At 72.2% G+C, this 11,804-nt stretch carries 11 protein-coding genes and 2 pseudogenes; 7 read left to right on the top strand and 6 right to left on the bottom strand.

What is annotated here, in order from left to right; all coding sequences use genetic code 11:
• Window positions 1–176: 176 nt before the first annotated feature.
• Window positions 177–578 (bottom strand): pyridoxamine 5'-phosphate oxidase family protein, encoded by a 402-nt coding sequence (locus tag ACFVGS_RS29540; RefSeq protein WP_384410679.1) that lies wholly within the window; start codon window positions 576–578, stop codon window positions 177–179.
• Between the two features lie 56 nt (window positions 579–634).
• Window positions 635–1,003, bottom strand: a complete 369-nt coding sequence (locus tag ACFVGS_RS29535) for a zinc ribbon domain-containing protein YjdM (RefSeq protein ID WP_385694662.1) — start codon at window positions 1,001–1,003, stop codon at window positions 635–637.
• A 157-nt stretch (window positions 1,004–1,160) separates the two neighbouring features.
• On the opposite strand from ACFVGS_RS29535, the gene ACFVGS_RS29530 reads away from it, so the two are divergent.
• The 3 genes from ACFVGS_RS29530 to ACFVGS_RS29520 are packed head-to-tail and all read left to right on the top strand — an operon-like array spanning window position 1,161 to window position 3,636.
• On the top strand, window positions 1,161–1,502 hold the full coding sequence (locus tag ACFVGS_RS29530) for an ArsR/SmtB family transcription factor (protein WP_384410684.1): 342 nt from the start codon (window positions 1,161–1,163) through the stop codon (window positions 1,500–1,502).
• 2 nt (window positions 1,503–1,504) lie between these two features.
• Window positions 1,505–3,226 carry a SulP family inorganic anion transporter gene (locus ACFVGS_RS29525; RefSeq protein ID WP_385694670.1) on the top strand — a complete coding sequence of 574 codons (1,722 nt, stop codon included), beginning with the start codon at window positions 1,505–1,507 and terminating at the stop codon, window positions 3,224–3,226.
• Window positions 3,223–3,636, top strand: coding sequence for an ATP-binding protein (locus ACFVGS_RS29520; RefSeq protein ID WP_385694659.1), 414 nt, complete (start codon window positions 3,223–3,225; stop codon window positions 3,634–3,636). The genes ACFVGS_RS29525 and ACFVGS_RS29520 overlap by 4 nt, the downstream gene beginning before the upstream one ends.
• A gap of 237 nt (window positions 3,637–3,873) precedes the next feature.
• On the opposite strand, the pseudogene ACFVGS_RS29515 reads toward ACFVGS_RS29520, so the two are convergent.
• Window positions 3,874–3,996: pseudogene (locus ACFVGS_RS29515) on the bottom strand (dehydrogenase); the annotation flags it as partial.
• On the opposite strand from ACFVGS_RS29515, the pseudogene ACFVGS_RS29510 reads away from it, so the two are divergent.
• Window positions 3,984–4,231: pseudogene (locus ACFVGS_RS29510) on the top strand (LysR family transcriptional regulator); the annotation flags it as partial. The pseudogenes ACFVGS_RS29515 and ACFVGS_RS29510 overlap by 13 nt on opposite strands.
• 29 nt (window positions 4,232–4,260) lie before the next feature.
• On the opposite strand, the gene ACFVGS_RS29505 reads toward ACFVGS_RS29510, so the two are convergent.
• The gene (locus ACFVGS_RS29505) at window positions 4,261–5,382 is read right to left on the bottom strand and encodes a magnesium and cobalt transport protein CorA (protein ID WP_385694656.1); all 1,122 of its coding nucleotides are present in this window, start codon (window positions 5,380–5,382) and stop codon (window positions 4,261–4,263) included.
• Window positions 5,383–5,539: 157 nt separating this feature from the next.
• Here ACFVGS_RS29505 and ACFVGS_RS29500 point away from each other — a divergent pair, with 157 nt between their 5' ends.
• Window positions 5,540–6,676: a winged helix DNA-binding domain-containing protein gene (locus ACFVGS_RS29500; RefSeq protein WP_385694654.1), complete on the top strand. Its 1,137-nt coding sequence runs from the start codon at window positions 5,540–5,542 to the stop codon at window positions 6,674–6,676.
• Between the two features lie 164 nt (window positions 6,677–6,840).
• On the opposite strand, the gene ACFVGS_RS29495 is transcribed toward ACFVGS_RS29500, so the two are convergent.
• Window positions 6,841–7,653, bottom strand: coding sequence for a LuxR C-terminal-related transcriptional regulator (locus ACFVGS_RS29495; RefSeq protein ID WP_385694668.1), 813 nt, complete (start codon window positions 7,651–7,653; stop codon window positions 6,841–6,843).
• A 162-nt stretch (window positions 7,654–7,815) separates the two neighbouring features.
• On the opposite strand from ACFVGS_RS29495, the gene ACFVGS_RS29490 reads away from it, so the two are divergent.
• Both ACFVGS_RS29490 and ACFVGS_RS29485 read left to right on the top strand, forming a co-directional pair.
• Window positions 7,816–9,513 (top strand): AMP-binding protein, encoded by a 1,698-nt coding sequence (locus tag ACFVGS_RS29490; protein WP_385694651.1) that lies wholly within the window; start codon window positions 7,816–7,818, stop codon window positions 9,511–9,513.
• On the top strand, window positions 9,510–11,114 hold the full coding sequence (locus tag ACFVGS_RS29485) for an AMP-binding protein (protein ID WP_385694649.1): 1,605 nt from the start codon (window positions 9,510–9,512) through the stop codon (window positions 11,112–11,114). Before ACFVGS_RS29490 ends, ACFVGS_RS29485 begins: the two co-directional genes overlap by 4 nt.
• Here ACFVGS_RS29485 and ACFVGS_RS29480 read toward each other — a convergent pair.
• Window positions 11,062–11,766: a GNAT family N-acetyltransferase gene (locus tag ACFVGS_RS29480; RefSeq protein WP_385694647.1), complete on the bottom strand. Its 705-nt coding sequence runs from the start codon at window positions 11,764–11,766 to the stop codon at window positions 11,062–11,064. The genes ACFVGS_RS29485 and ACFVGS_RS29480 overlap by 53 nt on opposite strands.
• Between the last annotated feature and the right edge of the window lie 38 nt (window positions 11,767–11,804).

Raw genomic sequence — 11,804 nt, 5'->3', positions numbered from 1 at the left:
TTCGGACCCGGCCATGATCCGGATGGGACGGCTCAGGCGAACGACGGCGTAAGCGGGCGGGCCTTGTAAGAACCTGGGCCGGCGGGATTCCGCCGCACACCGAACCACGACAGGAGGGCTGCACCGGCGAGGACCGACGGCCTCGCGGAGAGTCCCGACCGGCCCGCGACGCTCGCTCAGGGTCCTGCGCCACCAGGTCCCAGCCGGAAGCCGGTCAGTGTCTGCGGGGTGATGCGTAGGAGGGTGTCGTGGGGGCCGTGGGTCCAGCCGTCCAGCGCGCGACGGTAGTGAGCCGCTTCGTGCGGCTCGGTGACCTCGGATGCCGGGCCCGTGACGGAGACCGACCAGCCTGAGGCGGCGCGCCCCGGCAGCTCGTCCACGTGGTAGGTGACCGACGGCGGGACGGCAGCGGCCTGGACCGGCGCGCGGACGACGAGGTGTCCGCGGGTCCAGGTGTGGACGGCGGGCCGCACGAGCGGCTCACCGCGGCGGATCAGGACGAGGCGGCCGCGCCGGCTGCCTTCGAGCAGCCACAGCGCTTCCGCGCCCGACATCTCCACCAGTCGTCCGGTTGCCATCTGCTTCTCTCTCTCCCCGCCTCTCCGGCCCGTAGGTGTCGGTGCTCGCGTGCCGGTCAGATCTTCTTGACCACGCTCGACTTGAGCTGCATGTTGCCGAAGCCTTCGATGCGACAGTCGATGTCGTGGCCGTCGACGCCGTCGACCAGTCTGATGTTGCGCACCTTCGTGCCGGCCTTGATGCCGGAGGGGCTGCCCTTGACCTTGAGGCTCTTGACCACGGTGACGGTGTCGCCGTCGGCGAGGACGTTGCCGACGGAGTCCTTGACGACCTTGTCGCCCGTGGCGTCGGCCGCCACGTCCCCGGCGGCCTTCGTCCATTCGTGGCCGCACTCGGGGCAGACCAGGAGGGCGCCCATCTCGTAGGTGTAGGCACCGGCGCACTCGGGGCAGGGCGGCAGCGGGTTCTCGGCGTTCTGGGCCACGGGAAGATCCGTTCCACTTCGTCGTTCTCGGAAGTTCATAATTGCATAATTCTGCAGTTCGTTAGATGCTTGAGTGGTCGCGCCCGCAGGTAGCCGCGGGCGCGGCACCCGGCCCGAGACCTCTGTGACGGGCTCGGCGAACGAGGAGGGTAGGGGCGTGCCGGTTCCGCTGTACCAGGCGAAGGCCGAGTTCTTCCGGATGCTGGGACATCCGGTCCGCATCCGGGTTCTGGAGCTGCTGCAGGACGGCCCGATGCCGGTGCGCGACCTCCTGGCGGAGATCGACATCGAGGCGCCGGCTCTGTCGCAGCAGCTTGCCGTGCTGCGCCGGTCCGGAATCGTGAACTCCAGCCGCGAGGGATCGACGGTCGTCTACACCCTGGCCGGCGGTGACGTACGTGACCTGATGCAGGCCGCGCGCCGGATCCTCACCGAAATGCTGGCAGGGCAGAACGAGCTCCTCGCCGAGCTGCGGGATACCGAGGCGGCGGAGCGGTGAGCATGCCGGGGAAGCGGATCCGCTCCCTGCTGCCCACCCGCGCCGACACCGCCGCGATGGCCCGTGACCCGCGGCGTGACCTGCTCGCCGGGCTGACGGTGGCCGTCGTCGCCCTGCCCCTGGCGCTCGGCTTCGGCGAGACGTCCGGGCTCGGCGCCGCGGCCGGTCTCGCGACGGCCGTCGTGGCGGGCGCGCTCGCCGCCGTGTTCGGCGGCTCGAACCTCCAGGTCACCGGCCCGACCGGGGCGATGACCGTCGTCCTCGTCCCCATCGTGGCCGAGCACGGACCGAGCGGCGTGCTGACCGTGGGCCTGCTCGCGGGCCTCATCTGCGTCGGCCTGGCCCTGCTCCGGGCCGGCCGCTCCATGGCCTACATCCCCGCCTCCGTCGTCGAAGGCTTCACCCTGGGCATCGCGCTCGTCATCGGCCTCCAGCAGGTCCCCAACGCCCTCGGTGTCCCCAAGCCCGAAGGCGACCGGGTCCTGGCGGTGACATGGCGCGCCGTCGAGGAGTTCGTCCGGGCGCCGAACTGGACGGCCCTCGGGCTCGCTCTGGGCGTTGCCGCCCTCATGCTCGGCGGCGCCCGATGGCGGCCCGCGATCCCGTTCTCGATCCTCGCGGTGATCGCCGCCACCGTCGTGGCGCAGATCTTCCATCTGGACCGGGCCGAGCCGATCGGCGAGCTGCCCGCCGGCCTTCCCGCCCCGTCCCTCGACTTCCTCGACCTCTCCGCGCTGGGCTCCCTGATCGCTCCCGCCGTCGCCGTGGCGGCGCTCGCGGCACTGGAGTCACTGCTGTCGGCACAGGTCGCCGACGGCATGACCGTCGGCCAGAAGCACGACCCCGACCGCGAACTGTTCGGTCAGGGCCTGGCGAACATCGCCGCCCCGCTGTTCGGCGGCGTGCCCGCCACCGGTGCCATCGCCCGTACCGCCGTCAACGTCCGTACGGGAGCGTCGTCCCGGCTCGCCGCGCTCACCCACGCGGCGGTCCTCGCCGTCATCGTCTTGGCCGTCGCCCCGCTCGTATCGAGGATCCCGCTCGCCGCCCTGGCCGGTGTCCTGCTCGCGACCGCGGTACGGATGATCGAGGTCGGCTCACTGCGCGCAATGACACGGGCCACGCGCTCCGACGCCGTCGTCCTCGTCCTCACCGCCGTCGCGACCCTCGCGCTCGACCTCGTGTACGCCGTCATCATCGGCCTCGCCGTCGCGGGCGCCCTCGCCCTGCGGGCGGTGGCGAAGCAGGCACGCATCGACCAGGTCGACTTCCGCCCCGACCTCCCGGGCGATCACTCCGACGAGGAACACGCGCTCCTCGCCGAGCACATCGTCGCCTACCGGATCGACGGCCCCCTCTTCTTCGCCGCCGCCCACCGCTTCCTCCTCGAGCTGTCCGAAGTCGCCGACGTCCGGGTCGTCATCCTGCGCATGTCACGGGTGACGACCATGGACGCGACCGGCGCGCTCGTCCTCAAGGACGCGGTGGAGAAGCTGAACCGGCGCGGGATCACCGTCATGACCTCCGGAATACGGCCGGGGCAGCGCCAGGTCCTCGACTCCGTCGGCGCCCTCGACCTGCTGCGGTACGAGGGCCGGGAGTACGCGACGACTCCCGAGGCCATCGCGGACGCGCGCACCCACCTTCAGATGGCGGGCCTGATCGCCGCCGTCCCCGCGCAGAAGGCCGGTACCCCGCCGAGCCCTGGTGCGGGGGCCCGATGAGCACCACGCCGGAGCCGATGTCGCTCCGCCACGTCCTCACCGCGCCGACGGAGCCCGCCTCCGTGCGCCTGGCACGCGAGACCGCCGAGATGACCTACGCGGAGTGGGGCATCGAAGCGACCCACCCCACGATGGGACCGGCCCTGCTGATCCTCAGCGAACTGGTCACCAACAGCGTCCGGCACGCCGCCGTCGCCTCCCCGAGCCTGACGGTCACCTTCGCGGCAGGCGAGTACACCCTCGCGTTCGCCGTCCATGACCGCCACCCGTATCACCCCGGGGTCGTCCCCTCCCGCACGGGCGGACTGGCCGTCGTCGCCGAGCTCCTGGCGGAGCACGGCGGCACGTGCGCGCTGCGGCGGGACGCCGACGGCGGCGGCAAGAGCGTGTGGATCACCCTCCCCCTGTGACATACAAGGACCCCAACACCGGACGGCCCTTGACAAAATCAGAACGCCGCCGTCGCCGCCCACATCCGCACACGCCGAACCGAAGACCCGTTTCGCGCCCGAGTCGCCGATCCGCCAATGGACCGATCACCCGGCCAAGGCTGCGTGACGATGCCCAGCGACAGCGATCCTTGCCGGTTGCACGTGCGCGGACGGACGGCCACGGCCTGATCGACGAGGAACGCATACAAGGTCAGGTCACCAGGGAACGACGCCGCTGTCGTCGAACAGCCGGCCGGTCGGGCCGTCGTCCGGCAACGTCGCCAGCCGGACGGCGATGGCCGCGCCCTGCTCGGGGGTCTGCGTCCCCGATGGCCCGCTGGCCCGGTCCCGGCGGCAGCTACCCGGAAGAACCGGGCGCGGAGGTACGGAACCTGACACAGCTCCTCCAGCTGATCGCGCTCGGCCGTACCACCGTGGTCGTTCCCGAGTCAGCCGGCACCGACCTGCGCCGGGACCTCGCCGCGGTGCCCGTCCTGGAGCTCCGCCGGTGGCAACGGTGATCGGCTGGCCGCCGCACAGCCGCCTTCGTGCAGTTGCTGACCTGGTCCGCGTTGGAGTCGATCAGTTGATCCTGGGGTTCTGCTACAGCCAGTCCCGCCTCTTGAAGATGACGTACAGGCTCGTGCACACCACTGCCATCAGCAGAATGGCGAACGGATACCCGCCCGCCCAGTGCAGCTCCGGCATGTTGTCGAAGTTCATGCCGTAGATCGTTCCCACCAGCGTGGGCGCAAAGAGGATGGCGGCCCACGAGGAGATCTTCTTGATCTCCTCGTTCTGTTCGAAGCCCGCCTCCGCCAGGGCGCGCATCTCCGCGTTCTGCTGTTGCGTGACCAGGGTCGCGTTCACCGTGAGGATCTCGGTCAGGGCCTGGCGGAAGCCGTCGACGCGTTCGCTGGTGTGGGTGACGTGGTCGGCGACGTCGCGGAGGTAGCGCTGGAGTTCCTCGTCCGTGCCGTACTTGGCGAAGCCGGCCATCAGGCCGTGGAGCATGCCGACGAGCGGGCGGGTCGCGCGCTGGAACTCGACCATCTCGCGGGAGAGTTCGTAGATGCGCCGGGAGACCGCCGGGTCGCCGCCGAAGACCTCGGTCTCGATCTCGTCGATGTCGTTCTGCACGCCGGCCACCACCGGGGCGTAGCCGTCGACGACCGCGTCCAGGATCGCGTAGAGGACCGCCTCCGGGCCGAGGGCGAGGAGGTCGGGGTCCTTCTCCATGCGGTGGCGGACCGCCGAGAGGTCCGGGGCCGCGCCGTGGCGGACGGTGATGACGAAGTCGGGGCCCACGAAGACGTGGAGCTCGCCGAAGTCGACCTCCTCCTGGGCGTCCAGATAGCGGGCCGCGCGCAGGACGACGAAGAGCGTGTCCCCGTACCGCTCCAGCTTGGGGCGCTGGTGGGCCTCCAGCGCGTCCTCGACGGCCAGTTCATGGAGGTCGAACTCCGCCGCCAGGGAATGGAGTTCGGACTCCGTCGGGCGGTGCAGGCCGATCCAGGCCATGCCCTCGGGGTGTTCCCGGAGCTGGCGGAAGGTTTCCGCGAGGGTGTCGGGGGACGAGACGCGGTGACCGTCGCGGTACAGCGTCGCCTGGACCACGCTCGGCCGGCTCGCCGGCGACGCCGGCGCCGGCGTCGGCGCGGGCGAGGCGGTGGCCGGCGGCTCCGGTGCGCGGCGCCAGGCAGCGCGGGGGCGGCGGTCGGACATCGTCGGTCTCCTCCGGGCGGGGCGTGCGAGACGGGTCCTCCGTGGACGACTCGCAGGATATCGTGGGCGAATCGCTCCATATCGGCGCGGTGTGAGACAGCGCCGCCTCTTCCCGTCGCGGACACCACCTGTCCGCAATCCTCGCTAGCGTGCCCCCATGGCCCCGAAGACGACACCGCCCCCGGTCCTCTCCGCCCGCGCCCTCAACCGTGCCACCCTCGACCGGCAGCTGCTGCTCCGGCCCGCGGCGCTCTCCGCCGAGCAGGCGGTGCACCATCTCGTCGGGCTGCAGGCGCAGAACACCAAGCCCCCGTACTACGCGCTCGCCGCCCGCCTCGACGGCTTCGAACCCGAGGAGCTGTCCCGCCTGATGGAGGCCCGGCGGGTCGCCCGCATCGTCACCATGCGGTCCACCGTCCACACCCACACCGCCGCCGACGCCGTCGGCCTGCGCCGCCTCGTCCAGGCGGGGGCCGTCGACCGCGAGCTGCGGATGTTCCTCAAGCGCCTCGACGGCGTCGACCTCGACCGGCTCGCCGGGCTCTCCGCCGACTACCTGGAGGAGCGGCCCCGCACCCCGAAGGAACTGCGCGAGCACCTGCTCCAGGAGTGGCCCGACGCCGACCCGCAGGCCCTCTCCGTCGCCGCCCGCTGCCTGCTGCCGCTGGTCCAGGTCACGCCCCGCGGGCTCTGGGGGCGCAGCGGTCAGGTCGCGCTCACCACCGCGCGGCAGTGGTTCCGGGACGCCGTGGACGACGACGCCGTGGACGACACCGTCGCCGCCGACCTCGACGAGACCGTGGTGCGCTATCTCCGTGCCTTCGGGCCCGCCTCCGTCCAGGACATGCAGACCTGGTGCGGCCTCACCCGGCTCAGGCCCGCCTTCGAGCGGCTCCGCCCCGGCCTCCTCGTCTTCCGGGACGAGCACGGCACCGAGCTGTTCGACCTGCCCGACGCGCCCCGCCCCGACGAGGACACCCCCGCCCCGGCCCGCTTCCTGCCCGAGTTCGACAACCTGCTCCTGTCCCATGCCGACCGGACCCGCGTCGTCCCCGCCGAGCACCGCACCCGCACCTGGAGCGGCAACCAGGCCCACCGGGTCTTCCTCCTCGACGGGTTCCTCGCCGGGATCTGGCACCTGGAGGAGAGCAGGGAGAGGACCGTCCTGACCGTCGAGGCGTTCGGGCGGACCAGCCGCGCCCAGCGCGCCGAGCTCACCGCCGAGGCCGAGCGGACCCTGCGGCTCCTGGGCCCGCGCGACATCCCGTACGAGATCGTCCACGCGAGCACCTGAGGGCTCGTCCCCACCGGTTCCGCAGGGATCGCCGCACCCCCGTAGGGACCGTCACGGCCGCCCCAGAGGGACCGTCCACGCGAGCACGTAAGGGATCATCCCCGCCAGTCCCGTAGAGATCGTCCACACCGGACCCCGAGCGATCCCCCACAAGGCCCCGCGAGCTAGAGCAGCGCGCCCGCCCTGCGGGCCGCCACCACCGCCTCCAGGCGGGTGTGCGCGCCCAGCTTGCGCATCGACGAGCGCAGATAGCCCTTCACCGTCTCGGGGCTGAGGCCCAGCCGCCGGGCCACCGCCGCGTTCGTGGCGCCCGAGGCCACCGCCGCGAGCACGTCCGTCTCGCGCGGCGTGAGCGCCACCTCCGGCGCCCGCGCGGCTCCGGTGGCGGAGGCCGACTGCAGGCGGCCGCACACCGCGAGCAGCCGCTCCCGCAGCTCCGGGTCGGTCACCCGCGGCGCCAGCTCGCGCAGCTCCCCGTACGCCTGGCGCAGCTCCTCGCTCTCGGCCGCGAGCCGGCGCGCCTCGTCGCGCACGGCGAGTGCCTGCTCCACGTCCCGGGCCGCCGCGACCGCCGCGTCGAAGACCCGCTCGCCGACCGGCAGCGCGTCGCGCAGCGCGCCGTACAGCACCCCGCGCACCTGCCGGCGGACCACGACGGGCACCGCGATCACCGACCGCAGCCCCTCCGCCGACACCGGGACGTCGTACTCGTGCGTGATGTGCCGGGCCGAGTGGTAGTCCGTGACCGCGCAGGGCCGGGACAGGGCCAGACACTTCCCGCCGAGCCCCGAGCCGGCCGAGACCGTCAACCCCATGAGCGCCGGTGTCACCGCCCCGCTCGTCTCCGCGATCCGCAGCGCGCCGCCGCCGGCCTGGAGCAGCCCGCCGAACACCACCTGAAGGCCGGTGCCACGACGCAGCCGCAGCAGGGCGCCGCGCACCTCGCCGTCCACGTCGCCGTCCGCATCCGGGCGCACGTCGCCGCGCGCCACGCCGCGCACGTCCACCGACTCGCTCTGCTCGCGCACCGGACCTCCTCCTCGGCGTGCACGGTCTCCCCCCGAACGGGGGTAGTGAGACCTGGGTCACCGATTACACGATGTCCGGGCACGGTCCCGCAACGAGGAGGACGAGGACGCATGACCGCAACGAGCGCGACGGAGCCGACGGAAGCGACGGAGAGGTTCCGGGCCGCCCGCGACTTCCTGCTCGAGCACCGCGAGGACTACGAGACCGCGTACGCGGGCTTCGCCTGGCCCCGCCCCGAGCGGTTCAACTGGGCGCTCGAATGGTTCGACGTCATCGCCGCCGGCAACGACCGCACCGCGCTGCACATCGTCGAGGAGGACGGCACGGAGGCGAAGGTCAGCTTCGCCGAGATGTCCGCGCGCTCCAACCGGGTCGCGAACTGGCTGCGCGCGCGGGGCGTCCGCGCCGGCGACCGGATGATCGTCATGCTCGGCAACCAGGTCGAGCTGTGGGAGACCATGCTCGCCGCGATGAAGCTGCGGGCGGTCGTCATCCCCGCCACCCCGCTGCTCGGCCCCGCCGACCTGCGCGACCGCGTCGACCGCGGCCGGGCCCGGCACGTGCTCGTACGGGCGGAGGACACCGGCAAGTTCGACGAGGTGCCCGGCGACTACACCCGCATCGTGGTGGGCGGCGACGGCGTGACGTGGCTCGGCTACGAGGACGCCTACGCCGAGTCCCCGGTCTTCGAAGCGGACGGCACGACCTTCGCCGACGACACCCTCATGCTCTACTTCACCTCCGGCACCACCGCCCGCCCCAAGCTCGTCGAGCACACCCACACCTCGTACCCCGTCGGCCACCTGGCGACGATGTACTGGATCGGCCTGAAGCCCGGTGACGTCCACCTCAACATCTCCTCGCCCGGCTGGGCCAAGCACGCCTGGTCCAACCTCTTCGCCCCGTGGAACGCCGAGGCCACCGTCTTCATCCACAACTACACCCGCTTCGACCCGGCCCGGCTGATGGCCGAGATGGACCGGCACGGTGTCACCAGCTTCTGCGCCCCGCCCACCGTCTGGCGCATGCTGATCCAGTCCGACCTCGGCCGGCTGACCACCCCGCCGCGCGAGGTCGTGGCCGCCGGGGAGCCGCTGAACCCCGAGGTCATCGAGAGCGTGCGGCGCGCCTGGGGCGTCACGATCCGGGACGGCTTCGGACAGACGGAGACCGCCGTCCAGGTCTCCAACAGCCCGGGTCAGCGGCTCAAGGAAGGCTCGATGGGCCGTCCGAGCCCCGGCTTCCGGGTCACCCTCGTCGACCCGGTCACCGGGCGGCCGGACGCCGACGAGGGCGAGATCTGTCTCGACCTGTCCGGAGACCCGGTGGGCCTGATGACCGGCTACCACGGCGACCCGGAGCGTACGGCCGAGGCGATGGCCGACGGCTACTACCGCACCGGCGACATCGGCGCTCGGGATGAAGAGGGGTATATCACCTATATCGGGCGCGCCGACGACGTCTTCAAGGCCAGTGATTACAAGATCAGTCCGTTCGAGCTGGAGAGCGCCCTGCTGGAACACGAGGCCGTCGCCGAGGCCGCCGTCGTCCCCGCGCCCGACCCGCTGCGGCTCGCCGTCCCCAAGGCGTACGTCGTCCTCGCCGCGGGCTGGGAGCCCGGCCCCGACACCGCGAAGGCGCTGTTCGCGCACTCGCGCGAGGTGCTCGCCCCCTACAAGCGGATCCGCCGCATCGAGTTCGCCGACCTGCCGAAGACCGTCTCCGGCAAGATCCGCCGCGTCGAGCTGCGCAGGCTCACGGCCGACGGCGACACCGGCACCGAGTACACCGAAGGAGACCTCGCGTGAGCGACACCGCCGAACTCTCCTACGCGCACGGGGTGTCGGACACGGCACTCCTCGGCGACACCATCGGCGCCAACCTCGACCGGGCCGTCGCCGCCTGGCCGCACCGCGAGGCGCTGGTCGACCTGCCCACCGGGCGACGCTGGACGTACGCCGCGTTCGGTGCCGACGCCGACCGGCTGGCCGGCGCGCTGCTGGGCAGCGGCGTCACCAAGGGCGACCGGGTCGGCATCTGGGCGGTCAACTGCGCCGAGTGGGTCCTCGTGCAGTACGCCACCGCCCGCATCGGCGCCATCATGGTCAACATCAACCCGGCCTACCGCGCACACGAGTTGGAGTACGTGCTCAACCAGGCCGGGATCTCCCTGCTGTTCGCCTCGCTCACCCACAAGAGCAGCGACTACCGGGCCATGGTGGAGCAGGTGCGCGGCGACTGCCCCACGTTGCGGGAGACCGTCTACTTCGGCGACCCGACGTGGGACGAACTCCTCGCCCGCACGGCACCGGAGGGCGTCGCGCCCGCCGCGCTGTCCTGCGACGAGCCGGTCAACATCCAGTACACCTCGGGCACGACCGGCTTCCCCAAGGGCGCCACCCTCTCCCACCACAACATCCTCAACAACGGCTATTTCGTGGGCGAGATGATCGCCTACACCGAGCAGGACCGGATCTGCATCCCGGTGCCCTTCTACCACTGCTTCGGCATGGTGATGGGCAACCTCGCCGCCACCTCGCACGGTGCGTGCATGGTGATCCCGGCCCCCTCCTTCGACCCGGCCGCCACCCTGCGCGCGGTGCAGGAGGAGCGCTGCACCTCGCTCTACGGGGTGCCGACGATGTTCATCGCCGAGCTCGACCTGCCCGACTTCGCCTCGTACGACCTCTCCTCCCTCCGCACCGGCATCATGGCGGGCTCGCCCTGCCCGGTGGAGGTGATGAAGCGGGTGGTCGCCGAGATGAACATGGCCGAGGTGTCGATCTGTTACGGCATGACGGAGACCTCGCCGGTGTCCACCCAGACCCGGCGCGACGACGACCTGGAGCGGCGCACCGGCACCGTCGGCCGGGTGATGCCGCACGTCGAGGTCAAGATCGTCGACCCGGCGACCGGTCTGACGGTCGGGCGCGGCACGGCCGGTGAGCTGTGCACCCGCGGCTACAGCGTGATGCTGGGCTACTGGGACGAGCCGGGGAAGACGGCCGAGGCGATCGACCCGGGGCGCTGGATGCACACCGGCGACCTCGCCGTGATGCGCGAGGACGGCTACGTCCAGATCGTCGGCCGCATCAAGGACATGATCATCCGCGGTGGCGAGAACGTCTACCCGCGCGAGATCGAGGAGTTCCTGTACGGGCACGCCAAGGTCGCCGACGTCCAGGTCGTGGGCGTGCCGGACGAGCGCTACGGCGAGGAGATCCTGGCCTGCGTGGTCCCGCGCGACCCGGCCGACCCGCCCACCCTGGAGGAGATCACGGCCTTCTGCCGCGACCGCCTCGCCCACTACAAGATCCCGCGCCGGGTGGAGATCCTGACCGAGTTCCCGATGACGGTCAGCGGGAAGGTGCGGAAGGTGGAACTGCGGGAGCGCTACGGGGCGGGCTGACCGTGCGCGCCGGGGCGGCCGGGCGCGCGGTGTCGGCCGGGTGTGCGGTGCCGGTCGCGTGCGCGGGGCCGGCCGCGCCGGCCTGGTGCGTCCGCTCGGTGTGGCCTGCCGGGCCGCCCGGGCCGGTGGCGCCGGCGGTCGCGAGCTCGCGGCGCATGCACACCCGGGGCCAGGCGGCGAGGCCGTGCGCCGCCTCGGCCCGACTGATCGCGCGCAGACCCTCGGTGAGCGCGGGATCGTCCTCGTCGAGGCGGCGGAAGCCGAGCCGGGTGTAGTACGGGGCGTTCCACGGGACCTCGGCGAAGGTCGTCAGGGTCAGCGCCGTCAGGCCCTGCTCCCGGGCCGCCCCGGCCAGGTGCTCGATCAGCGCACGTCCGACGCCGCGCCGGGCGGCGTCCGGGTGCACCGAGACCTGTTCGATGTGGGCGGCCCCGTCGACGGTGTCCGTGAGCAGATACGCGACGGGCCGGTCCGTCGCGTCCACCGCCACCCAGGCCCGGCCCGCGCGGCGGTAGCTCTCCAGGACGTCCAGCGGCAGGGGTTCGTCGTCGGCGATCTCCACCATGCCGAGAGGGCGGAAGGCCTCGCCCGCGGCGCGTTCGATGTCCTGGAGCAGGAGGAGTTCGGCCGGTGCGGCCACTCGGATGCGCATACGCCAGTATGACGCGCCGGGGGCAGGCGGCGCGTCAC

It is taken from the genome of Streptomyces sp. NPDC127114, assembly GCF_042677525.1.
GTDB lineage: Bacteria > Actinomycetota > Actinomycetes > Streptomycetales > Streptomycetaceae > Streptomyces.
Note: the sequence above shows the minus strand (reverse complement) of the source record. Positions and strands in the feature narration are given on the sequence as shown.

Bases quoted from the DNA above. Each gene is read 5' to 3' on its own strand.
- ACFVGS_RS29540 (WP_384410679.1), bottom strand. From the start codon at position 578: ATGGCAACCGGACGACTGGTGGAGATGTCGGGCGCGGAAGCGCTGTGG.
- ACFVGS_RS29525 (WP_385694670.1), top strand. From the start codon at position 1,505: ATGCCGGGGAAGCGGATCCGCTCCCTGCTGCCCACCCGCGCCGACACC.
- ACFVGS_RS29520 (WP_385694659.1), top strand. From the start codon at position 3,223: ATGAGCACCACGCCGGAGCCGATGTCGCTCCGCCACGTCCTCACCGCG.
- ACFVGS_RS29505 (WP_385694656.1), bottom strand. From the start codon at position 5,382: ATGTCCGACCGCCGCCCCCGCGCTGCCTGGCGCCGCGCACCGGAGCCG.
- ACFVGS_RS29500 (WP_385694654.1), top strand. From the start codon at position 5,540: ATGGCCCCGAAGACGACACCGCCCCCGGTCCTCTCCGCCCGCGCCCTC.
- ACFVGS_RS29490 (WP_385694651.1), top strand. From the start codon at position 7,816: ATGACCGCAACGAGCGCGACGGAGCCGACGGAAGCGACGGAGAGGTTC.
- ACFVGS_RS29480 (WP_385694647.1), bottom strand. From the start codon at position 11,766: ATGCGCATCCGAGTGGCCGCACCGGCCGAACTCCTCCTGCTCCAGGAC.